The 19,263-nt window shown below is 64.7% G+C and carries 19 protein-coding genes; 10 read left to right on the top strand and 9 right to left on the bottom strand.

What is annotated here, in order from left to right; translation table 11 throughout:
- Positions 1–57 precede the first annotated feature (57 nt).
- Positions 58–1,665, bottom strand: a complete 1,608-nt coding sequence (locus K3148_RS05235) for a M23 family metallopeptidase (RefSeq protein ID WP_247711649.1) — start codon at positions 1,663–1,665, stop codon at positions 58–60.
- A gap of 164 nt (positions 1,666–1,829) precedes the next feature.
- Between K3148_RS05235 and K3148_RS05240 the strand changes: the two genes are divergently transcribed.
- The 7 genes from K3148_RS05240 to K3148_RS05270 all read left to right on the top strand — a co-directional run bounded on the left by K3148_RS05240 (position 1,830) and on the right by K3148_RS05270 (position 7,880).
- Positions 1,830–4,343, top strand: coding sequence for a helicase-related protein (locus K3148_RS05240; protein WP_221426257.1), 2,514 nt, complete (start codon positions 1,830–1,832; stop codon positions 4,341–4,343).
- Between the two features lie 3 nt (positions 4,344–4,346).
- Positions 4,347–4,604: an RNA-binding S4 domain-containing protein gene (locus K3148_RS05245; protein ID WP_221426258.1), complete on the top strand. Its 258-nt coding sequence runs from the start codon at positions 4,347–4,349 to the stop codon at positions 4,602–4,604.
- Between the two features lie 49 nt (positions 4,605–4,653).
- The gene (gene fdxA / locus K3148_RS05250) at positions 4,654–4,992 is read left to right on the top strand and encodes a ferredoxin FdxA (protein ID WP_040964444.1); all 339 of its coding nucleotides are present in this window, start codon (positions 4,654–4,656) and stop codon (positions 4,990–4,992) included.
- Positions 4,919–5,830: a YihY/virulence factor BrkB family protein gene (locus K3148_RS05255; protein WP_221426259.1), complete on the top strand. Its 912-nt coding sequence runs from the start codon at positions 4,919–4,921 to the stop codon at positions 5,828–5,830. The genes fdxA and K3148_RS05255 overlap by 74 nt, the downstream gene beginning before the upstream one ends.
- A gap of 181 nt (positions 5,831–6,011) precedes the next feature.
- Positions 6,012–6,545, top strand: coding sequence for a CarD family transcriptional regulator (locus K3148_RS05260; protein WP_221426260.1), 534 nt, complete (start codon positions 6,012–6,014; stop codon positions 6,543–6,545).
- 146 nt (positions 6,546–6,691) lie between these two features.
- Positions 6,692–7,495 carry a head GIN domain-containing protein gene (locus K3148_RS05265; RefSeq protein ID WP_221426261.1) on the top strand — a complete coding sequence of 268 codons (804 nt, stop codon included), beginning with the start codon at positions 6,692–6,694 and terminating at the stop codon, positions 7,493–7,495.
- Positions 7,496–7,550: 55 nt separating this feature from the next.
- Positions 7,551–7,880, top strand: a complete 330-nt coding sequence (locus tag K3148_RS05270; protein WP_221426262.1) for a hypothetical protein — start codon at positions 7,551–7,553, stop codon at positions 7,878–7,880.
- Here K3148_RS05270 and K3148_RS05275 read toward each other — a convergent pair.
- On the bottom strand, positions 7,877–8,815 hold the full coding sequence (locus tag K3148_RS05275; RefSeq protein WP_221426263.1) for an L-threonylcarbamoyladenylate synthase: 939 nt from the start codon (positions 8,813–8,815) through the stop codon (positions 7,877–7,879). The two genes, K3148_RS05270 and K3148_RS05275, sit on opposite strands and share 4 nt — an antisense overlap.
- 47 nt (positions 8,816–8,862) lie before the next feature.
- Between K3148_RS05275 and K3148_RS05280 the strand changes: the two genes are divergently transcribed.
- Positions 8,863–10,602, top strand: coding sequence for an acyl-CoA dehydrogenase family protein (locus K3148_RS05280; protein ID WP_221426264.1), 1,740 nt, complete (start codon positions 8,863–8,865; stop codon positions 10,600–10,602).
- Here K3148_RS05280 and K3148_RS05285 read toward each other — a convergent pair.
- Positions 10,599–12,050 (bottom strand): PQQ-dependent sugar dehydrogenase, encoded by a 1,452-nt coding sequence (locus tag K3148_RS05285; RefSeq protein WP_221426265.1) that lies wholly within the window; start codon positions 12,048–12,050, stop codon positions 10,599–10,601. The genes K3148_RS05280 and K3148_RS05285 overlap by 4 nt on opposite strands.
- A 77-nt stretch (positions 12,051–12,127) precedes the next feature.
- On the opposite strand from K3148_RS05285, the gene K3148_RS05290 reads away from it, so the two are divergent.
- Positions 12,128–12,610, top strand: coding sequence for a GAF domain-containing protein (locus K3148_RS05290; protein WP_221426266.1), 483 nt, complete (start codon positions 12,128–12,130; stop codon positions 12,608–12,610).
- Between the two features lie 3 nt (positions 12,611–12,613).
- Here K3148_RS05290 and K3148_RS05295 read toward each other — a convergent pair whose 3' ends face one another.
- The 6 genes from K3148_RS05295 to K3148_RS05320 all read right to left on the bottom strand — a co-directional run bounded on the left by K3148_RS05295 (position 12,614) and on the right by K3148_RS05320 (position 18,448).
- The gene (locus K3148_RS05295) at positions 12,614–13,558 is read right to left on the bottom strand and encodes a ParB/RepB/Spo0J family partition protein (RefSeq protein WP_221426267.1); all 945 of its coding nucleotides are present in this window, start codon (positions 13,556–13,558) and stop codon (positions 12,614–12,616) included.
- Positions 13,555–14,343, bottom strand: a complete 789-nt coding sequence (locus tag K3148_RS05300) for a ParA family protein (protein ID WP_221426268.1) — start codon at positions 14,341–14,343, stop codon at positions 13,555–13,557. The genes K3148_RS05295 and K3148_RS05300 overlap by 4 nt, the downstream gene beginning before the upstream one ends.
- A gap of 2 nt (positions 14,344–14,345) precedes the next feature.
- Positions 14,346–14,972: a 16S rRNA (guanine(527)-N(7))-methyltransferase RsmG gene (gene rsmG / locus K3148_RS05305; RefSeq protein ID WP_221426269.1), complete on the bottom strand. Its 627-nt coding sequence runs from the start codon at positions 14,970–14,972 to the stop codon at positions 14,346–14,348.
- Positions 14,969–16,822: a tRNA uridine-5-carboxymethylaminomethyl(34) synthesis enzyme MnmG gene (mnmG, locus tag K3148_RS05310; RefSeq protein WP_221426270.1), complete on the bottom strand. Its 1,854-nt coding sequence runs from the start codon at positions 16,820–16,822 to the stop codon at positions 14,969–14,971. Before mnmG ends, rsmG begins: the two co-directional genes overlap by 4 nt.
- Before the next feature lie 72 nt (positions 16,823–16,894).
- Positions 16,895–18,169 carry a tRNA uridine-5-carboxymethylaminomethyl(34) synthesis GTPase MnmE gene (gene mnmE, locus K3148_RS05315; protein ID WP_221426271.1) on the bottom strand — a complete coding sequence of 425 codons (1,275 nt, stop codon included), beginning with the start codon at positions 18,167–18,169 and terminating at the stop codon, positions 16,895–16,897.
- 15 nt (positions 18,170–18,184) lie between these two features.
- Positions 18,185–18,448: a DUF6489 family protein gene (locus K3148_RS05320; protein ID WP_221426272.1), complete on the bottom strand. Its 264-nt coding sequence runs from the start codon at positions 18,446–18,448 to the stop codon at positions 18,185–18,187.
- 112 nt (positions 18,449–18,560) lie between these two features.
- Between K3148_RS05320 and K3148_RS05325 the strand changes: the two genes are divergently transcribed.
- Complete coding sequence (locus K3148_RS05325; protein ID WP_221426273.1) at positions 18,561–19,259, top strand: dienelactone hydrolase family protein; 699 nt, start codon at positions 18,561–18,563, stop codon at positions 19,257–19,259.
- The last annotated feature ends 4 nt before the right edge of the window (positions 19,260–19,263 follow it).

Consider the following 19,263-nt stretch of genomic DNA (forward strand, 5'->3'; position numbering starts at 1 on the left):
GTCCGAGCCTTGCCGCAATCGGCGAGGCATAGCAATCGCAGCGCTTGGAGAGCGGTGTCAGCCGATCGGGCGCGGCTTGTCGAGCTTGTCGATCTCGCGCTCCGGCTCTTCGCTCGCCACTTCGTCCGCCGTCGGGGTGAGATCGGCGAGCGCCGCGCCTTCCTCGACATCGCGCAGCGTACCCAGCGCATCACGGAACCGGGTGAGTTCCTCGCCCGAAAGCTGCTTGCGAGTGACGAAGCTGACCGATGCGGGGTTCACGGCCTTGCCGCCGCGATACATTTCGTAATGGAGGTGCGGGCCGGTCGAAAGGCCGGTCGAGCCGACATAGCCGATGACCTGTCCGCGGCGCACGCTCGCCCCCCGGTTCACGGCGATCCGGCTCATATGGCAGTAGCGCGTGTCGACACCGTTGGCGTGGCGCAGGCGCACCGCATTACCGCAGCCGCCCATGCGTCCGGCGCCCGTCACGAGGCCATCGGTGACGGCGACGATCGGCGTACCGTGGCGCGCGCGGAAGTCGACCCCTGCGTGCATGCGGCGATAGCCGAGAACGGGATGGCGGCGCATGCCGTAACTCGAGCTCATCCGTCCGGGGACCGGGGCGACGAGACCGCCCTTTTCCTCGCCCGTACCGTCGGCATCGAAGAAATCGCCATCGCTGCCCCAGCGCATCAGTTGCACCGCGCCTCGTGAGCCACGTTCGAGCCCGGCAAACAGCAGCTGGCCCGCCTGGCGCTCGCCCGTAGCGGCGCGGCGGTGCGAAACGATCATGTCGAAAGTGTCGGTGGCGCGGACGTCCCGCTGGAGGTTCACCTGTGTGCCGAGCGCCTTGAGATAGGCCTGCACTGCGCTGGCCGGAGCGCCGGCGGCGCGGGCCGAACGGTAGAGGCTGTCGCCCACCGTCCCGCGAATGCGCAGCGGGGTTTCGTCCACGCGGATGATACGGCGCGTCAGGCTCAGCGGCCCGTCGCCGTCCATCCGGTCAACCTTGAGTTCGAGATCGAAGCGGGCGCGGAAGCTCAGGCGTTCGAGCGGGCGGGTGGCGCCCGGTTCGGGGCGGCGGCCCAGGGTGATGTCGATCTGCGTGCCCGGTTCAAGCTCGTCGAGCGGCACGGCGCGGCCGATCAGCGAAGCGACCTCGTCCGCCTCCGCGCTGCCGATACCGGCGCGGCGCAGCGTGCGGTCGAGACTGTCGCCGCGGCCCAGCGTGGCGAGCATCTGCATCTGCGGGCGCTCGGGCGCTTCGGCGAGCGGACGGACCAGCGCGGTCGGGCCCATCCGGCGACCGGTGTCGGCTCCAAGGCCGAGCGGCATGATCATCTGGCTGCGATATTCGCTGCGCACCTGCTGATCGTCGGGCAGCGGCGGCGCAGCTTCGAGCGGTGCGAAGTCGGGCCAGAACGCGAGCGCGACCACCGAAAGGCCGACGAAAGTGCCAAGCCCGCGGAACCATCGGCGCGATCCGATGTCCGCACCGAGATCTGGCGCGATGTCGAGGCCCTCAATGCGCGAATAGAGGCGATCCTTGACCGCGCGGAAGCTTTCCGGGCGCGCAGGCTCGGAGGATGCATCGCCGCCGAGACCGGCAACGACCTTCTTTTCGCCTTTCGCTTTTCGCTCGATGGAAAGGTCCACCATGGCCCCCGTTGATTCATGCCCCATGCGACAGTGCGGCTGCCGCCTTTCGGCCAGATTGCGCGAATTGCTAGATAAACAAAGTGAAATTCGGGTTAACCGTCGGTAAGGCGAGTCACGTGAGCGACGAAACGAGCGCGGAAAACGGCGGGCGGTTGCGCCCCGCGCCTGCCGATGCCACCTAGGAAAGTGTGAACGACGCCAAGATTACGGCGGTCCTTGGGCCCACCAACACCGGCAAGACCCATCTCGCCATCGAACGCCTCTGCGCGCGTTCGAGCGGGGCGATGGGCTTTCCGCTGCGCCTGCTTGCGCGCGAGGTCTACGACCGGGTGGTCGCGATCAAGGGCGAGAAAGAAGTCGCGCTGATCACGGGCGAGCAGCGGATTGAGCCGCCCGGCGCGCGCTACCTGTGCTGCACCGTCGAGGCCATGCCGCGCAGCGCCAACGAGCGCGCCTTCGTGGCGCTGGACGAGGCGCAATTGTCCGCCGACCGCGAAAGGGGGCATGTCTTTACCGATCGGCTCCTCAGCGCGCGGGGACGCGAGGAGACGATGCTGCTGGGCGCCGCAACGCTGGCTCCCATGGTCCGCTCGCTCCTGCCCCAGGCCGAGATTACCGAACGCCCGCGCTTTTCCACGCTCAGCCATATCGGCCCGCGCAAGCTGTCGCGCCTGCCCCCGCGCAGCGCGATCGTCGCCTTCAGCGCGGAGCAGGTCTATGCGGTGGCGGAAATGCTGCGGCGGTTCCGAGGCGGGGCGGCGGTGGTCATGGGCGCGCTTTCACCGGAAACGCGTAATCGCCAGGTCGAATTGTTCCAGAATGGTGAGGTCGACTACATCGTCGCCACCGATGCCATCGGCATGGGCCTCAATCTAGACGTGACCCATGTCGCCTTCGCCGGCCTCACCAAGTTCGACGGCGTGCGCATGCGGCGGCTGTTTCCCGCCGAAATGGCCCAGATTGCGGGGCGTGCGGGCCGCCACCAGCGCGACGGCACGTTCGGCACGCTCGCCGGGGCGGGCGGCAAGATGGGCCCCTCGCCCGAGTTTACCGAGGAAGAGATCTACGCGATCGAGGAGCATCGCTTCGCGCCGATCACCAAGCTGTTCTGGCGCGAACCCGAGCCGCGCTTCGACAATCTTGCCACTCTTATCGCCGACCTCGAGACGCCGCCCGAGCACGAGGCGCTCCGACTCGCGCCCGAGGCGATCGACCTCGCGACGCTGAAACGCCTCGCGGAGGAACCGTTTGCCGCCGAAGTGCGCGGGGCAGGCAAGGTGCGGCGCTTTTGGGAAGCCTGCTCCCTCCCCGATTTCCGCGCGCGCGGCCCCGACGTCCACGCCCGATTCGTCGCGCGGCTGTGGCAGGATCTGCGCGAGGGGTATATCGGGGCCGATTATGTCGCCGCGCGCATATCCGAACTCGACAACACCAGCGGCGATATCGATACGCTGCAGGGGCGGATCGCGGCGATTCGCAGCTGGGCCTATATCTGCCAGCGCCCCGACTGGGTGCTTGCCCGCGACGAAATGGCGTCGCGCGCACGCGGGGTTGAAGCCAAATTGTCGGACGCGCTCCACGCGCGGCTGACCGAGAGATTCGTAAATCGAAGGACTGCCATACTGATGAAATCGCTGGGACAGGACGCATCCATGCTCCCGATCACCCTGGGGGACGACGGCACGCTGCTGGTCGAGGACGAGGCGCTGGGCAAGGTCGAAGGCTTCCGCTTCGCGGTCGACCAGGCCGCAAACCACGCCGACCGCAAGATGCTGCTCGCCGCGGCCGAGAAGGCGCTGCCCCGTATCCTCGGCGAGAAAGCGGAGGCGCTGGCCGCATCCGACATGGCTGACGTCGAGTTGTCTCGCGGCGCGATCCGCTGGCAGGGCCATCTGCTCGCCAAGCTCGAACCGCGCGAAGGACAGGTCAAACCCGCCCTTGCGCCTTCACGCGAGATCGCAAGCCTGCCCGACAAGCCGCGGAAATCATTGCTCGATGCCCTCGATGAATGGCTCGACAAAAAATTGGAGCCGCTCGAGCCTTTGCGCAAGATGCACATTGCCTCAGCCAATCCCGAAGCAGGCAGCCAGGCGCGCGCGCTCCTGCTCAACCTCATTTCCGGTCATGGCTTCGTGACGCGCGAGAAGGCGGGGATCGAGCACCTGCCCAAGGAAATGCGCCCCTTCCTGCGCAAGATCGGCGTCACCTTCGGCGCGCTCGACATCTTTTCACCCCTGCTGCTCAAGCCCGCGCCGCGCCAGCTGCTGAGCGCGCTCGGCATCGACCGGCGTCCGCTGCAGGAGGCGATGCTGCCGGTCATCCCCGACGCGAAGAAGCTTCCCGCTGGCTATCGGCACGCGGGCAGCCAGGCGATCCGTCTCGATCTGGCGGAGAAAATCTTCCGCGCCGCGCATGAAGCGCGCCAGAAGGCGGACAAGAGCCGCCGTTTCCGGCTGAGCCTCGCCCTGCCGATCTCCATTGGCCTTGAAGAGAAGAACGCCGAGCGCCTTCTCGGCCAAGCCGGTTTCCGCGTCCAGCGCGCCAAGCCGCTGGCCGAAGGCGTTTTCGGGCCTCCCCGCCCCGACAGCTGGGAATGGCGCCCCTCGCGCCGCAAGCAGGAGCGCCAGAAGCCCGCCCGCTCGCAGCCGCCGCGCGAAGGCAGCGCCTTTGCCGGGCTCGCCGATCTGATGAAACAAGGCTGAGGCTTGCGGATCGACCGCCTGCTCTGCGCCCTGCGCTTCGTGCGCACCCGGAGCGCAGCGCGCAAGCTGGTCGACGAGGGCCATATCCGCCGCAATGGCGAGCGCGTGCTGCGTCCCAGCCGCGATGTTGCGGTGGGCGATGTCCTGACCCTGCCCGTCGGCAAGCACGTCAAGCTGATCGAGGTACTCGAGCTTCCCGAGCGCCGCGGCCCTCCGCGCGAGGCGCAAGAATGTTATCGGGAACTTGACCCCGGCGCATGAATAGCCATAGCAGCGCTGAACCACATTTCTGACAGGGAAACCGCACCCCATGACCTACGTCGTCACCGACGCCTGCATCAAATGCAAATACACCGACTGCGTCGAGGTCTGCCCGGTCGATTGCTTCTACGAGGGCGAGAACATGCTCGTCATCAACCCTAGCGAATGCATCGATTGCGGCGTGTGCGAACCCGAATGCCCGGCCGAGGCGATCCTGCCCGACACCGAGGACAATCTGGAAAAGTGGCTCGAACTGAACACCAAGTTCAGCGCCGAATGGCCGAACATCACGAGCCAGAAGGAACCGCCCGCCGATGCCGACGAGCACAAGGGCGAAGAGGGCAAGTTCGACAAGTACTTCTCGCCCGAACCCGGCGAAGGCGACTGATCGCGCCATCGCGCTTTTCACCGACCTGAAGGCTGCCTGGGCTGCGGGTGGCGACGACAATATCTCGCTGATCGCGGCAGGCATCGCGCATTACGCGCTGCTGGCGCTCGTGCCAGCGCTGGGCGCGCTGGTGCTGGGCTATGGCCTCTTTGCCTCACCCGAAACGGTCGCAGGCCATATCGAGGCGCTATCGGCCAACCTGCCCGAAGCGGCGGCCGGGATCATCGGCGACCAGCTGCGCAACGTTAGCGAAGGGGATAGCGGCCCCAAGGGCTTTGGGCTTGCCCTGGCGCTCGGTATTGCGCTGTGGGGCGCGCGTAACGGCGCACGGGCGGTCATGACCGGGCTCAACATCGCCTTTCACGCTGGCGAGGCGCGCGGCTTTGTGCGCGGCAATCTCGTCGCTCTGGCGATTACGCTAAGTGGGATTACTGGCCTGATCGTGCTCGGAGGCTTGAGCACTACTCTAGCCGTCATTGCAGGACCGCTCGGCGGATTGGCAAGCTTCCTGCTTCTCTTCCTCGCAGCGACCGGCGGCGCTGCCGGCCTTTATCGCTTCGCCCCGAACAAGCCATCACCCGCCTGGCACGAAATCTTCCCCGGCGCCCTGCTCTTCGCCGCGGGCTGGCTCGCCGCGACCGCGGGTTTTGCCTTTTATGCCGCAAATTTCGGCAGTTACAACGCAACCTATGGTTCGCTTGGCGCCGTCGTGGTGCTGATCACCTGGTTCTACGTCACCGCGCTCCTACTCCTCCTCGGCGCGGAGTTCGCCGCGGTGAAAGCTTCGGCTAAGCATGATGGCACGCACAAAACTGCCAAGACTCGCAATAAACCCTAGGTTGTGCTATATAATGCAACAACTGCGCCGGTCATGGCCGGGCAGATGTGAGAATTGAAAGGTCCGCACCACCAGCAACACCATCGGGAAGGGTTTCGCCGCGCGCCGCTTTGCCGCTCGCGGACAGGCTTTTTTTACGGTGTTCTATCCCCCCGCGCGGCCCGGACGAAAGGATTGATGCATGGCGAGCAAGGCAGACGCCTTCGACGTTGGCGATTACGTTGTCTACCCCAAGCACGGCGTGGGCCGTGTCATCGAACTGCAGAGCGAGGAAATCGCCGGAATGCAGCTCGATCTCTATGTCCTCCGTTTCGAGAAAGAGCGCATGACGCTGCGAGTTCCGGTCAACAAGGTCGAATCGATCGGCATGCGCAAGCTGTCCAGCGACAAGACCCTCAAGGAAGCGATGGAAACGCTGAAGGGCAAGCCCAAGGTCAAGCGCACCATGTGGAGCCGCCGCGCCCAGGAATACGAAGCCAAGATCAACTCGGGCGAAATCGTCCTGATCGCGGAAGTGACGCGCGACCTGTTTCGCCCCGACGACCAGCCCGAACAGAGCTATTCGGAGCGCCAGATCTTCGAAGCGGCCTCGAGCCGTCTCGCCCGCGAACTCGCGGCGATGGAGAAGACCGACGAGTCGACCGCGCTGGAAAAGATCCTCGACGTCCTGCGCGAGCATGCGCCGCAGTATTACGAGAACACCGAAGAAGCCTGATCGGCCAACGCCCGAAGGCACTCGACGAAGGGGCCGCTCCGCAAGGGGCGGCCCTTTTGCTTTGGCTTGAAGATATCCGGTTGCCGTATTATATCACCAATACGGCTGTCGAAGCACACAGGAATTCAAGGGAAGGAAATCTCGCCATGATTCACAAGGTTCTCAAAGGCCTCGCCCCGGTCGCCGCTCTGGCGGCAAGCGCGATGCTTTCCGGCTGCAACGTCGATATGCAGATCGGCGACGGCAAGGGCGTGCCTCTGGCCGAACTCGACACCAGCGGCGCCTCGCCCAGCGAGATCGTTCTGGCCGGTCCCGACACCATCATCGTGTCGCGCGGAGAGGCTTTCGATATCGACGTTTCTGGTGACCAGCGCGCGGTCGAGGCCCTTCGCTTCCATCTCGAAGACGATGCCCTCGCCGTCAGCCGCGAGAAAAACAGCGGCAAGAATATCGGCACCGCGACGGTGCGCGTGACCATGCCCAGCCTGACTGCCATGGTGATGGCCGGTTCAGGCACGATCGAGGCCGACGAGATCACCGAACGCGCGGACGCGACGATCGCCGGCTCCGGCACTATCAAGGTTGCGCAGCTAAACGCCTCGCGCTTCGACCTCACGGTCGCCGGATCGGGCGATTTCGAAGCCGCCGGAAGCGTCGAATCGCTCGATTTGACGGTAGCTGGCTCCGGCTCGGCGCGGATGGCCGATCTGTCGGTCGACAAGGCGGAAATCTCGATCATGGGATCGGGCGACGTCGAATTCGCATCCGATGGCACGGTCGATGCCAGCATCATGGGCTCGGGCGACGTCAAGGTCGCGGGCAGCGCGACCTGCACGGTCAGCGCCATGGGTTCGGGCAAGCTACGCTGCTCGGCGGGCACGGCTCGCTCGGCCGACGCTGGCGACGCTCCTGCTGCACCGGAAGCACCGGAGGCGCCCGAAGCGCCCTGATTCATCGAAAACTCACCCAATCTGCTGTAGGGCAGGTGCATCGAAAGGATTTTCCATGCGCCTGCCCGCTTTTTTTGCCCTACCCTTAGCCGCCGCTTTGCTGGGCGGCTGTATCTCGACGGTCGCGGATGTCGTGACGGCGCCGGTGCGCGTGGCTGCCAAGGGCGTCGATCTTGCTACCACGAGCCAGTCCGAAAAGGACGAGAAGCGCGGGCGCGAACTGCGCAAGCGCGAGGAGCGCTTGGGCAAGCTTGAGCGCGAGTACGAAAAGCAGCTCAAGGAATGCAACGAGGGCAATCGCCGCGCCTGTGACCAGGCAACCGATACTTATGCCGAGATCCAGCAGATCCTGCCGACCATCCCGGTCGAGCCGGACGATACCTAATCCGGTGGTGTGGCCGCGCGGCGCAACCGGTCGTTGATTGCGCGCCCGATGCCTTCTTCCGGAACGGGAGCGATAGCGATCCGGGGCTTGTGCGACGCGGCGCCCTCGTGAAGGCACGCGTAGAGCCGTGACGCCGCTTCCTCCAGATTGCCTTCGGACGAAAGCGAGCAATCGCCCCTAACCTCCCCGAAACCGATATAAAATTCGTCCTCGACCGAGCGGATGACGTCGAGACGCACGGGCTTGCCCGGCGCGTAATGGCTGGCGAGCTGGCCGGGGGCCTCGATACTGCTCTCACTACTTTGCGCCATAGCCCCCGTGTCCAGTTGCACCGGCCCCGGACGCAGCACTTCCACGCGTCCATCGACGCGCACCGCTGCGATGGTCGATTCCACACCCGCCCGGCATTCGCCGCCGTCGAGCACGGCATCGATGCGCCCGTCGAGCGACGTCAACACATGATCCGCCGTCGTCGGGCTGATGAAGCCACTCCGGTTGGCCGAAGGCGCGGCGAGCGGCACATCGACGGCGCTCAGGATTTCGCGCATTATCGGGTGGTTGGGCATGCGAATTGCGACCGTTTCGAGCTCCGCCGTCACGGTCTCGGCCAGCTTGGCGTCGGCGCGGCGTGGCAGGACCAGCGTCAGCGGGCCGGGCCAGTGCGCCTGGGCGAGCGTCTCCGCTTCCGGTGAGAATTCGGCGAGTTCCCGCGCCGCTTCCATCGACGCGACATGGACGATCAGCGGGTTGAAGCTGGGCCGCCCCTTGGCTTCGTAAATCAGCGAGACGGCAGCGACGTCGTCGGCCCTTGCGGCGAGGCCATAAACCGTTTCGGTCGGCACCGCGACGAGGCCGCCTGCGCGCAGGATCTCTGCGGCGCGCGCCATGCCACCTTTGTCCGCTGCAAGCGTTTCCGTAGCGTATTTGCCGCTCATGCCTGCGCGCTATATCTGCAGGGCGCCAAAAGCCAAGAGGATACCCCGTGACCTACACTCCCGCCACCCAGGACCAGTTGCTCGCCATCCGCGTGAACGCCGGAATCGAGGAGCTTGCGCAAAGCGAACGCTTCGCCGCCGCCGAGCCCGACATGGTGGAAGCGATCGTCGAGGGTGTCGGCCAGTTCGCGGCCGGCGAGTTTGCCCCGCTCAACCGCGTGGGCGACCTTGAAGGCGCAAAGCTGGAAAACGGCGTGGTGCGCCTGCCCGATGGCTATGCCGAGGCCTATGCGCATTATGTCGAGCAAGGGTGGAACGCCATCGCCTCGCCGGTGGAGTTCGGCGGTCAGGGCCTGCCCTTCACGCTTGCCTGCAATGTGCTGGAGAACCTCGGCACGGCGAACATGGCCTTCAACCTCCTGCCCATGCTGTCGGTCGGCGCGATCGAGGCGCTGGAGCACCATGGCTCGGAGGAATTGCAGCAGAAATACCTGCCCGACCTCGTCAGCGGCAAATGGTCCGGTACGATGAACCTGACCGAACCGCAGGCCGGTTCCGACGTCGGGGCGCTTCGTACCACCGCGAAACCGATTGCGGAGGGCGAGCACGCAGGCAAGTTCCTCATAAAGGGCCAGAAGATCTACATTACCTGGGGCGAGCACGAGCTGGCTGAGAACATCATCCACCTCGTCCTCGCGCGCCTGCCCGATGCGCCGGAGGGAAGCCGCGGCATCTCGCTTTTCACGGTGCCCAAATATCATGTGAAACCGGATGGTTCGCTCGGCGCGCGTAACGATCTTCGCTGCGTCAGCCTCGAACACAAGCTCGGCATCAACGCTTCGCCCACCTGCGTGATGAGCTATGGCGATAACGACGAATGCATCGGCGAGCTGGTCGGTGCGGAAAACCGCGGGCTGGCGGCCATGTTCACGATGATGAACAACGCGCGCATCAACGTCGGCAACCAGGGCGTGCAGATCGGCGAACGCGCAACACAGCAGGCGCTCGATTACGCCAAGGAGCGCGTCCAGTCGGCGCGCGCCGGCTCGCCGGACAAGGCCCCCGTCTCGATTATCGAGCATCCCGACGTGCGCCGCATGCTGCTGCGCATGAAGGCGCTCACCGAGGGTGCGCGGGCGCTGCTTTATTATACCGCAGGACAGGTCGATCGCGGCGTGTTGGATGACGAGGCCGCCAAGGCGCGCGGTGAAGTCCTGACCCCGCTGATCAAGGCCTGGGGCACCGATATCGGCATCGAAGTCGCCAGCCTTGGCATCCAGGTCCACGGCGGCATGGGCTTCGTCGAGGAAACCGGCGCCGCGCAGCACTGGCGCGATTCGCGCATCGCTCCGATTTACGAAGGCACGAACGGCATCCAGGCCGCCGACCTCGTTACGCGCAAGCTCGGGCTCGACAACGGTGAGGCGCTAATCGGCCTGACCGAAGAGATCACACGCGATTGCGCCGACTATCCTGCGCTTTTCGCACTGGCAGGCGACTGCGCGGCGGTGGCCAAGTGGATGCGCGAGGAAGCGAGCCTCGACGACAAGCTCGCAGGCAGCGTGCCCTTCTGTACCATGCTCTCGGTAGCGGTGGCGGGCTGGCAGCTGGTGCACCAGCTACGCGCCGTCGAGGCCGGTGATGCGCCCGCACTGGCGGCGACGAAACCGGCCACGGTGCGCTTCTTCCTCGAGCGTATCGTGCCCGAAGCTTCAGGCCTTAAAGCCGCAGCCACCGCTGGGGGCGCGGCGCTCTACGAGATCGAGACCGCCGCGCTGCTCGGTTAGCCTTCAGGCACGATCCGCGCGTAATCGTCGGCGCCAAAGGAGGCGTCCTGTCCGCGCAGTTCACGCTGCGGCGGGAGGCGGTCGCCGGAGATCCTCTGAATCGCGCCTTGCGGCTTCGCACCCGGCGATGTCACGCGCCAGATGATCCCGGCCGTATCGTCGCTGACGAGAAGCGATCCGTCACCGGCCCACTCCACCCACGTCGGGCGTCCGCGCGTGTCGCCATCGGGCTTCAGGAAGCCAGTAAGGACCGGAATCGGCTTTCCGGTCGGATTGCCGCGCCCGTCGAAGGCGACATAGACGACGTCGTACCCTGAGGGCGGCTTGCGGTTCCACGAGCCATGCCGCGCGATGAAGGCACCGCTGGAGAAATTCTCGCCCATCGCCGCGCCCTCCTTGCTGAAGACGAGACCTAGCGCGGCCACATGGGGACCGAGCGCGTATTCGGGGCGGCGCACGTAGCTGATATACTGCGGCGCAGGCTCTTCCACGCGGCGATCATAATTGTCGCCCCAATATACCCACGGCCAGCCGTATTGCGCGCCGACGGGCACATTGGTGAGGTAATCGGGCACGAGGTCCGAGCCGAGCATGTCGCGCTCGTTGACCGTGGTCCAAAGTTCGCCCGACCAAGGGTTGAAATCGAGGCCGTTGGCGTTGCGCAGGCCACCGGCGAACTGGCGGCGGCTGCCGGTTTCGAGGTTCACCTCCCAGATCAGCGCACGGCCTTCTTCGGCCGCCATGCCCTTGTCGCCGATATTGGTGTCCGAACCGACTGCGACATAGAGGAGATTGCCGTCGGGGTGCAGCTCGAGATTGCGCATCCAGTGTCCGCCTCCGCCGGCGAGATCTGTGACCTTGCGGGGCTTCGACGCCACGCTGTCGCTGCCGAGTTCGTATTCAAAAGCAAGGACTTCGTCGTGGTTCGCGATGTAAAGTGTGCCGTCGCCCCAAGCGAGGCCCGACGGCGAATCGAGACCGTCGACAAGCACGCGGCGGGTCTCCGCCGTGCCGTCACCATCGGCATCGCGCAGCAGCACCACCTGGTTGGCCGAAGGACCGTTCGCGCCGGCTTTGGTCATGAGCTTGTTGGCGATCCAGCCCATCAGCCCGCCGCCGCCCTGGTTGGGCGAACGTGTCAGCGAGACGAGGATGTCGCCATTGGGCAGCGCGTAGACCGTGCGCGGGTGGTCGAGCCCCTCGGCGAAGCGGTTTACGGCAAGGCCCTCGGCGGCTTCGGGGGCTTCACCGTCGGCCCAGCCCACCGGATCGGCGATAGCCACCGTCGGGAAGGTTTCGGCCTGGGCCTCCTGCAGCGTCGGGTCGGTGCCGGTAACTTCGTCGATCGGGAGGTCGGCCGTGTCGCCCCGCGTCACGATGAAGGCGAAAATCCCCAGCAGGAGGAGGATGACGAGAAGGGCGATGCCCAGCTTCTTGAGAATGCTCATGAGTTTGGGGATAGTGCAGGCCTGCCCGGGCCGCAACGCCCCTTGCACATGAGCGCGGGGCCCCTAATTGACCGGCCATGTTCGATTTTCGCCCCGCGGACGATTGTCCCAAGCCCGAAGCCTACCGCCAACTGCACGAGGCCGCCGACGCGCTGACCGCCGGCGAGCCCGATGGCGTGGCCAATATGGCCAATATCGCCGCGTTGTTGTGGGATTTCCTGCCCGATGTGAACTGGACCGGCTTTTATCGCATGGTCGAGGGAGAACTGGTGCTCGGGCCTTTCATGGGACGTCCCGCCTGTATACGCATCCCGCTCGGCAAGGGCGTGTGCGGCGTAGCGGCAACCGACGCGGCGACCCAGCTGGTCAAAGACGTCCACGCCTTTCCCGGCCATATCGCCTGCGATTCGGTGACCAATTCCGAGCTGGTCGTCCCCGTTCTGCGAGATGGCGACGTCGTGGCGGTGATCGATCTCGACAGCCCGTCCAAGGCGCGCTTCGATGAGGAAGATCGCGCCGGAATTGAACGTCTTGCCGAGATTATTTCCGACCGTATCTAAGGATCAGATATCGCCGCCGGTAAGCCGCTGGCAGATCAAATCGAGCTGGTCGAGCGTACGGTAACCGATCGTCACCGTGCCATTGCCTGGCGCGCCTTCGGTCTTGATCCGCACGGGCAGGCCGAGAAATTCCTCGAGATGGCCTTGCACCGCCGCGATATCGGCGTCGTTTGCCGCTTCCGCGACTGGCTTGGCGCCCCCGTCAGTCTTTGCCTTCTTCGGCTTCTCTCCGCGCGCAAGCTTTTCGACGTCGCGCACCGAGAGATTGTCGTTCACCGCTTTCCGAGCGATTTCGGCGGCGGCCTCGTTGCCGATCAGCGGTCGCGCATGACCCATGGTGAGCTTGCCTTTAGCAAGCATTTCAAGGACTTCGTCGGGCAAGGCGAGAAGGCGCTGGAAATTCGCCACATGGCTGCGCGACTTGTCGACCAGCTGGGCGATTTCGGCCTGGGTCATGCCTTCCTCTTCGGAAAGCTTCTGGTACGCGCGGGCCTCCTCCAGCGGGTTGAGGTCTTCGCGCTGCAGGTTCTCGATCAGCGCCAGCGCCATGATCTCGCGCTTGTCGAGATCGCGGACGATGGCGGGAATGGCATGCAGCCGTGCGCGCTGGGCCGCACGCCAGCGGCGTTCGCCGGCGACGAGCTGGTAGCGCCCTGCCCCATTCGGTGTGACGATGACCGGCTGGATGACGCCGCGCTGCGCGATAGACGCGGCAAGCTGGTCGAGCGCATCGTCGTCGAAATGCGTACGGGGCTGGCCGGGAAGCGGCGAGATGTCCGCTACTGGAATATCCTTCAAGCCAGATGTCGAAGCGCCCGTAGCAGCAGCCGTCACCTCGTTGCTATCGTTACTATTTTCGCGGACCAGCGGTTCCTCGCGCTGGATCTCGCCCATCAGCGCGCCAAGGCCGCGGCCAAGTTTCTTCTTGCGATCGACGGCGGCGCTCATGCGGCTTTCCTCTTCTCGGGCAGGCGTCCGATCAGCTCGCGCGCCAGACCGATGTAGGCGCGGCTTCCGGGACAATTGTGGTCGTATATCAGGGCGGGCATGCCGTGGCTCGGCGCTTCCGATAGGCGCACATTGCGCGGAATGACGTTCTCGAAGACGAGATTGCCGAGGCAATCGCGCACGTCGTCGGCCACCTGGTCTGTGAGCTTGTTGCGGCGGTCGAACATGGTCAGAGCGATACCGACAATACCCAGATCGGGGTTGAAACGCTGCTGAACGCGCTCGACGGTTTGAAGAAGCTGGCTGAGGCCCTCCAGCGCAAAGAATTCGCACTGCAACGGCACCATCAGCGTGTCGGCTGCGCCGAGTGCGTTAAGCGTCAGCAGGCCGAGCGACGGCGGGCAGTCGATGAAGGCGACATCGTATCCGGCGAAACCGGTTTGCTGTGCCGCCAGCGCCTTCTGCAGGCGATGGGTGCGATCCTCGACCGAAACGAGCTCAACCTCGGCGCCCGAAAGATCCTGCGTTGCCGGCACGATGTCCAGGCCAGGGATTTCGGTCTTCTGCGCCGCCTGCGCCAGCGTCGCGTCGCCCACGAGGAGGTCGTATGTCGTGTATTCGCGCGCGGCGTTGTCGATCCCGAGACCCGTCGAAGCGTTACCCTGCGGATCGAGGTCGATCAGCAGCGTTTTCCAGCCCGATGCCGCCATCGCGGTGGCGATGTTGATGGCGGTGGTCGTTTTGCCCACCCCGCCCTTCTGATTTGCGATCGCGATCGTGATCATTCTTACGCCCCTACCTTGCCTTTTCCGACGACGACCCCGGCTTCGCCATCCGTTTTGGAGTGTTCCACGTGGAACATCTTGCGCAGTTTACGCGGCAGTTCCTCGACTTCTTGCGCCGCCGACCGCCCCTTGGGCAACACCCAGTATGTGCGGCCTGTGGAGAAGCGTGCGGATAAATCGAGAAGCTTCGGCAGTGGAGCGAAGGCTCGCGCCGAGATTACCGCGGCTTTTCGGGTGTCGACAAGTTCGAGACGTTTTCCCTCGATTTCGCAATTCGCAAGCTCGAGCTTACTGATCATCGCCTGCAACCACCCGATTCTGCGCTTGCGCGATTCGACGAGGACCGTCGGTTCTTCGGGCCGGAGAAGCGCGAGCACGAGGCCGGGGAAGCCCGCGCCGCTGCCGAGGTCGAACCAGGCCCCTTTTGTTTCACGTGGAACATGCGGGATGAGTTGCGCGGAGTCCGCAAAATGACGCACCCATACTCCGTCCAGCGAGCCACGTGAGACGAGGTTCTGCCGCTCGTTCTCCTCGCGAAGGGCAGCGGCGAGCAGCTCTAGCTTTTCGATGGTCTCGTTGTCGGACAGGCCCAGAATGAATGTGCGGGCCTGCTCTTCGTTCGTGATCATGCCGCCTGACCCTCAAGCCTACGCGCGTGCACAAGCAGGGCAGCAAGAGCCGCTGGCGTGATACCAGGGACACGCCCAGCGGCCGAGAGCGTCTCCGGTTGGGCCCTACTCAGCCGTTCGATCATCTCGTTCGAAAGACCCGGCACACGGGTGTAGGGGAAGTCTGCGGGAAGGCGCAGCATCTCACCTGCCTTGAGGTCGCGCAGCTCCGCCTCTTGGCGCAACAGATAAGGCTCGTAAATCGCGTCCTCCACCATCTCGACCGTAAGTGCGTCCTGCGGGTCGATGCCGCCGACGATACTGGCCAACTCGTCGATGGAGATTTGCCCTCCCCTGAGCCATTCCCTCAGGCGCTGCGAGCCGCGATCAGCCTTGGCTCGGATGCCACCCTCGATGAGGGTGTTGGCGTGCAACTCTTCCTCGAGCTGGTTGTCGATGACCGAACGTCGCGCTTCGCGATGGCTGAACCACTCGGCCCGCTCAGCTCCGACAAGTCCGGCTTCGATGCCGAGCCCGGTGAGGCGCGTATCCGCATTGGCGGCACGCAGGCGCAGGCGATATTCGGCGCGCGACGTCAGCATCCGATATGGTTCACTGACGCCCTGCAGCGTCAAATCGTCGACCATGACCGCGATATAGGAATTGGATCGGTCGAGACCGACCGGGTCGCGCCCCAGGACGGTCGCCGCGGCGTTCATGCCGGCAACCAGCCCCTGAGCGGCAGCCTCCTCGTAACCCGTGGTCCCGTTAATCTGCCCGGCACAATAGAGGCCCGGTATTGCCTTGACCTCCAGCGATGTCCGGAGAGCGCGAGGATCGATGTGGTCGTATTCCACGGCATAGCCTGGGACTGCCATCTCGACCCGCTCCAGCCCCTTCATCGCGCGCAGCATGTCGTGCTGCACATCCGTCGGCAGCGAAGTGCTGATGCCGTTGGGATAGACGAGATCGGTCGAAAGACCCTCAGGCTCGAGGAAAATCTGATGCCCTTCCCTATCACCAAAGCGATGGATCTTGTCTTCGATCGAGGGGCAATAGCGCGGACCCGCAGCGCCGATGGCTCCGGAGAAAAGCGGCGAGCGATCAAGATTGGCGCGGATGATGTCATGCGCTTTTGCGCTCGTGCGGGTGATAGCGCAGAAGACCTGGGGATTCAGTCGCTGCGTCGAAAGGGACGACATTGTCCATGCTTCGCCATCGGAGGGCTGTTCTTCGAGCACCGCCCAGTCGATGGTCTTGCCGTCCAGACGCGGCGGCGTGCCCGTCTTGAGTCGCGCCATGGGCAGGTCGCCCTCGCGCAGCTGCGACGCCAACACGCGCGCCGCATCCTCCCCAATGCGGCCACCCTCAAAACGTTTCTCGCCGCGAAACAGCGTGCCGCCGAGAAAGGTACCCGTGCAAAGGATTACCGCTGGAGATGAGAGGATCGTGCCTTCAGCAAGCGCGAGGCCCGTGACCCTTCCCCCTTCAAGGACCAGTGATGCTGCCTCACCCTCGACCAGTTCGAGGCTATCCTGCGATTTCACGATCCCCTGAACAGCACGATGGAACAACGCTCGGTCGGCCTGCACCCTAGGGCCCCACACCGCACTCCCCTTGGACCGGTTGAGCATGCGGTAATGGATCGCCGCCGCGTCGGCTGCGCGCCCGATCACGCCATCGAGAGCGTCGACTTCGCGGACGAGATGCCCCTTCCCCAAACCCCCAATGGCCGGGTTGCAGCTCATCGCACCGATCTTGGTGAGATCGAAACTGACAAGCGCCGTCGCCGCGCCCATGCGCGCCGCGGCACAAGCCGCCTCGACGCCGGCGTGTCCGCCGCCGACTACGATGATATCGAAATTCCGCATGCCCGCGCCGATACCGCAATGCGTCACGCAGGCAAAGGCCTAAGAGTGTTCCACGTGGAACAATCCGAGCGATTACTTGCCGATACAGAAGCGACCGAAGAGCGCGTCGAGCATATCTTCGGTGGAATGACGTCCCAGCAGGCGATCGAGAGCGAGGCGTGCCAGCCTCAGCCGTTCACCCGTCAACAGCGCATCGTCACCCTCGACGATACCGTCCAGCGCGTCATGCGCATCCCTCAACGCCGAAGTCTGGCGCAAGTTCAAGGCAACCTCTCCCGGACGAGGCAGGAGCTCGCGCGAACGCTCGACAAGCCCCCGCGCCAAATCCTCGATCCCCGAACCGGTTACAACCGAAACCTCGTAGTCCGGCGAGGTTTTCCGAGCCTCGTCCAAATCCGCGCGCGCTCCGATTTCGAGAGAGCCTTCCGGGCCCTGCCCCTCATCGCCGAGCCAGAGGATAATGTCCGCTCGCTCGAGCTGTTCGCGCGCCCGGTCGATACCCATCCGTTCGATCTCTCCTGCGCCGTCATCGCGCAAGCCTGCCGTATCGACCAGCACGAAAGGCACACCGCCAAGCGCAATCGGTCGCTCAATGACATCGCGGGTCGTCCCTGCCTCTGCCGAGACAATGGCCGCTCCCTCGTCGAGGAGGGCGTTGAACAGCGATGACTTTCCCGTGTTGGGTGGACCAGCCAGCACCACTCGAATGCCGTCCTTCAATCGCTCAACTGGAGGGGCATCGAGCGCGCGTCTCCATTCTTCTACTAATCCCGAAAGTTCCACGTGGAACATTTCCGGCAAGTCGCCAACATCGTCCTCGTCACCAAAGTCGAGCTGCGATTCCACCAAGGCAGAAAGCCCCAGCACACGCGTGCGCCAACCCTCGACTTTCCGCGATAGGCCACCGCCAGCCGCCGCTTCGGCAGTGCGCCGCTGCAATTCGGTTTCAGCTGCAAGGAGATCGCCTAGACCCTCCGCCTCGGCCAGGTCGATTACGCCATTGGCAAAGGCGCGACGCGTAAACTCGCCCGGCTCGGCGCGGCGGAGCCCTTCGCGCGCGGCCAGATCGGCCTCGATTGCGGCAATGACCGCCCGGCCGCCGTGGCAATGAAACTCGGCAAGATCCTCGCCGGTCGCGGTCCTGGGTCCGGGGAACCACACCACGAGCGCCCGGTCGAGCACACGGCCATCTGAACCCTTGATCGCTCGAAGACCGGCGCGCCGCTCTTCGGGCAAGGCGCCCGTCATCGCCTCGACGGTCTCACCCGCCCGTGGGCCACTTATCCGAACGACACCGATGGCAGCCGGCGGCGCTCCGCTGGAAAGGGCGAAGATCGTGTCGGTCATTCTCCGAGTGAGACCCTAGTCGCTGGGCGTGTCGGGCTTCTTGCCCGGCCCCTTGGCCGCCTGCGCGCCTTCCATGAAGCTCTGGAAAAGCTTGAACCCGGCCTGCCCCATCGGCGCGAGCTGGCGTGCGTAATCCTGGAGCTGGTCGGTGCTGGTCACACCTTTCATCGCCTTAGACATCATGTCGACATAGATGTCGTTCGCCTTGCCCACATCGGGCAGCCCCATGAAGGTCCGCGCCTCTTCGGGCGTGCAGTCGATTTCGATTTGGACCTTCATCGCGTTTCCTCCGTTAGGGCTTGCATGGCGAGCGTTTGTGCGCCCTATCTGGGACCGGATAGCGCGTCATGCAAGCATAAGACACTTAAAGACCCGAGGGAGAGCCTTACCGATGAGCGAGACCGTAACGATTGCCACCCTGTCCGGCGACGCCAACTTCGACGCCTATGTCGCCCGCCCGGCCGATACACCCAAGGCGGCGATCCTCGTCATCCAGGAAATCTTCGGCGTGAATGCGGGCATCCGGCGCAAGTGCGACAAGCTGGCCGAGGACGGCTATCTTGCCGTTGCGCCCGACCTGTTCTGGCGGCTCGAACCGGGTGTGGAGCTCGATCCCGATGTGGAGCCCGAATTCCAGCGCGCGCTCGACCTGATGGGCAAGTTTGACCAGGACCAGGGCATTCGCGATATCGAGGCGACGATCCACCACATCCGCCGCGGAGAAGGTGTCGAGAAGGTCGGGTGTGTCGGATACTGCCTCGGCGGGCGGCTCGCCTATATGACCGCCGCGCGTACCGATGTGAACGCCTCGGTCGGCTATTATGGCGTCGGGATCGACGGGCTGCTCAACGAAAAGCACGCGATCGCTCACCCCCTCCTGCTCCACGTTCCCACCGAAGACGGTTTCGTCGACAAGGACACGCAGAAGGCGATGCACGAAGGTCTGGACGATCACCCCAAGGTGACGCTCTACGATTACGAGGGGCTCGATCACGGCTTCGCCACCGAATTCGGCAAGCGCCGCGACGAAAAGGCCGCGAACCTCGCCGACGGGCGGACTGCCGACTTCTTCCGGGAGCATCTCGCCTGAGCAT

This window comes from Qipengyuania aurantiaca (genome assembly GCF_019711375.1).
GTDB lineage: Bacteria > Pseudomonadota > Alphaproteobacteria > Sphingomonadales > Sphingomonadaceae > Qipengyuania > Qipengyuania aurantiaca.

What these genes read in the sequence shown, in the direction of transcription:
- K3148_RS05275 (WP_221426263.1), bottom strand. Translation starts at nt 8,815, where the DNA reads ATGAGCGGCAAATACGCTACGGAAACGCTTGCAGCGGACAAAGGTGGC.
- fdxA (WP_040964444.1), top strand. Translation starts at nt 4,654, where the DNA reads ATGACCTACGTCGTCACCGACGCCTGCATCAAATGCAAATACACCGAC.
- mnmE (WP_221426271.1), bottom strand. Translation starts at nt 18,169, where the DNA reads ATGACCGACACGATCTTCGCCCTTTCCAGCGGAGCGCCGCCGGCTGCC.
- K3148_RS05285 (WP_221426265.1), bottom strand. Translation starts at nt 12,050, where the DNA reads ATGAGCATTCTCAAGAAGCTGGGCATCGCCCTTCTCGTCATCCTCCTC.
- K3148_RS05300 (WP_221426268.1), bottom strand. Translation starts at nt 14,343, where the DNA reads ATGATCACGATCGCGATCGCAAATCAGAAGGGCGGGGTGGGCAAAACG.
- K3148_RS05260 (WP_221426260.1), top strand. Translation starts at nt 6,012, where the DNA reads ATGGCGAGCAAGGCAGACGCCTTCGACGTTGGCGATTACGTTGTCTAC.
- K3148_RS05295 (WP_221426267.1), bottom strand. Translation starts at nt 13,558, where the DNA reads ATGAGCGCCGCCGTCGATCGCAAGAAGAAACTTGGCCGCGGCCTTGGC.
- K3148_RS05325 (WP_221426273.1), top strand. Translation starts at nt 18,561, where the DNA reads ATGAGCGAGACCGTAACGATTGCCACCCTGTCCGGCGACGCCAACTTC.
- K3148_RS05255 (WP_221426259.1), top strand. Translation starts at nt 4,919, where the DNA reads ATGCCGACGAGCACAAGGGCGAAGAGGGCAAGTTCGACAAGTACTTCT.
- K3148_RS05320 (WP_221426272.1), bottom strand. Translation starts at nt 18,448, where the DNA reads ATGAAGGTCCAAATCGAAATCGACTGCACGCCCGAAGAGGCGCGGACC.
- K3148_RS05270 (WP_221426262.1), top strand. Translation starts at nt 7,551, where the DNA reads ATGCGCCTGCCCGCTTTTTTTGCCCTACCCTTAGCCGCCGCTTTGCTG.
- K3148_RS05265 (WP_221426261.1), top strand. Translation starts at nt 6,692, where the DNA reads ATGATTCACAAGGTTCTCAAAGGCCTCGCCCCGGTCGCCGCTCTGGCG.
- mnmG (WP_221426270.1), bottom strand. Translation starts at nt 16,822, where the DNA reads ATGCGGAATTTCGATATCATCGTAGTCGGCGGCGGACACGCCGGCGTC.
- rsmG (WP_221426269.1), bottom strand. Translation starts at nt 14,972, where the DNA reads ATGATCACGAACGAAGAGCAGGCCCGCACATTCATTCTGGGCCTGTCC.
- K3148_RS05290 (WP_221426266.1), top strand. Translation starts at nt 12,128, where the DNA reads ATGTTCGATTTTCGCCCCGCGGACGATTGTCCCAAGCCCGAAGCCTAC.
- K3148_RS05235 (WP_247711649.1), bottom strand. Translation starts at nt 1,665, where the DNA reads ATGGGGCATGAATCAACGGGGGCCATGGTGGACCTTTCCATCGAGCGA.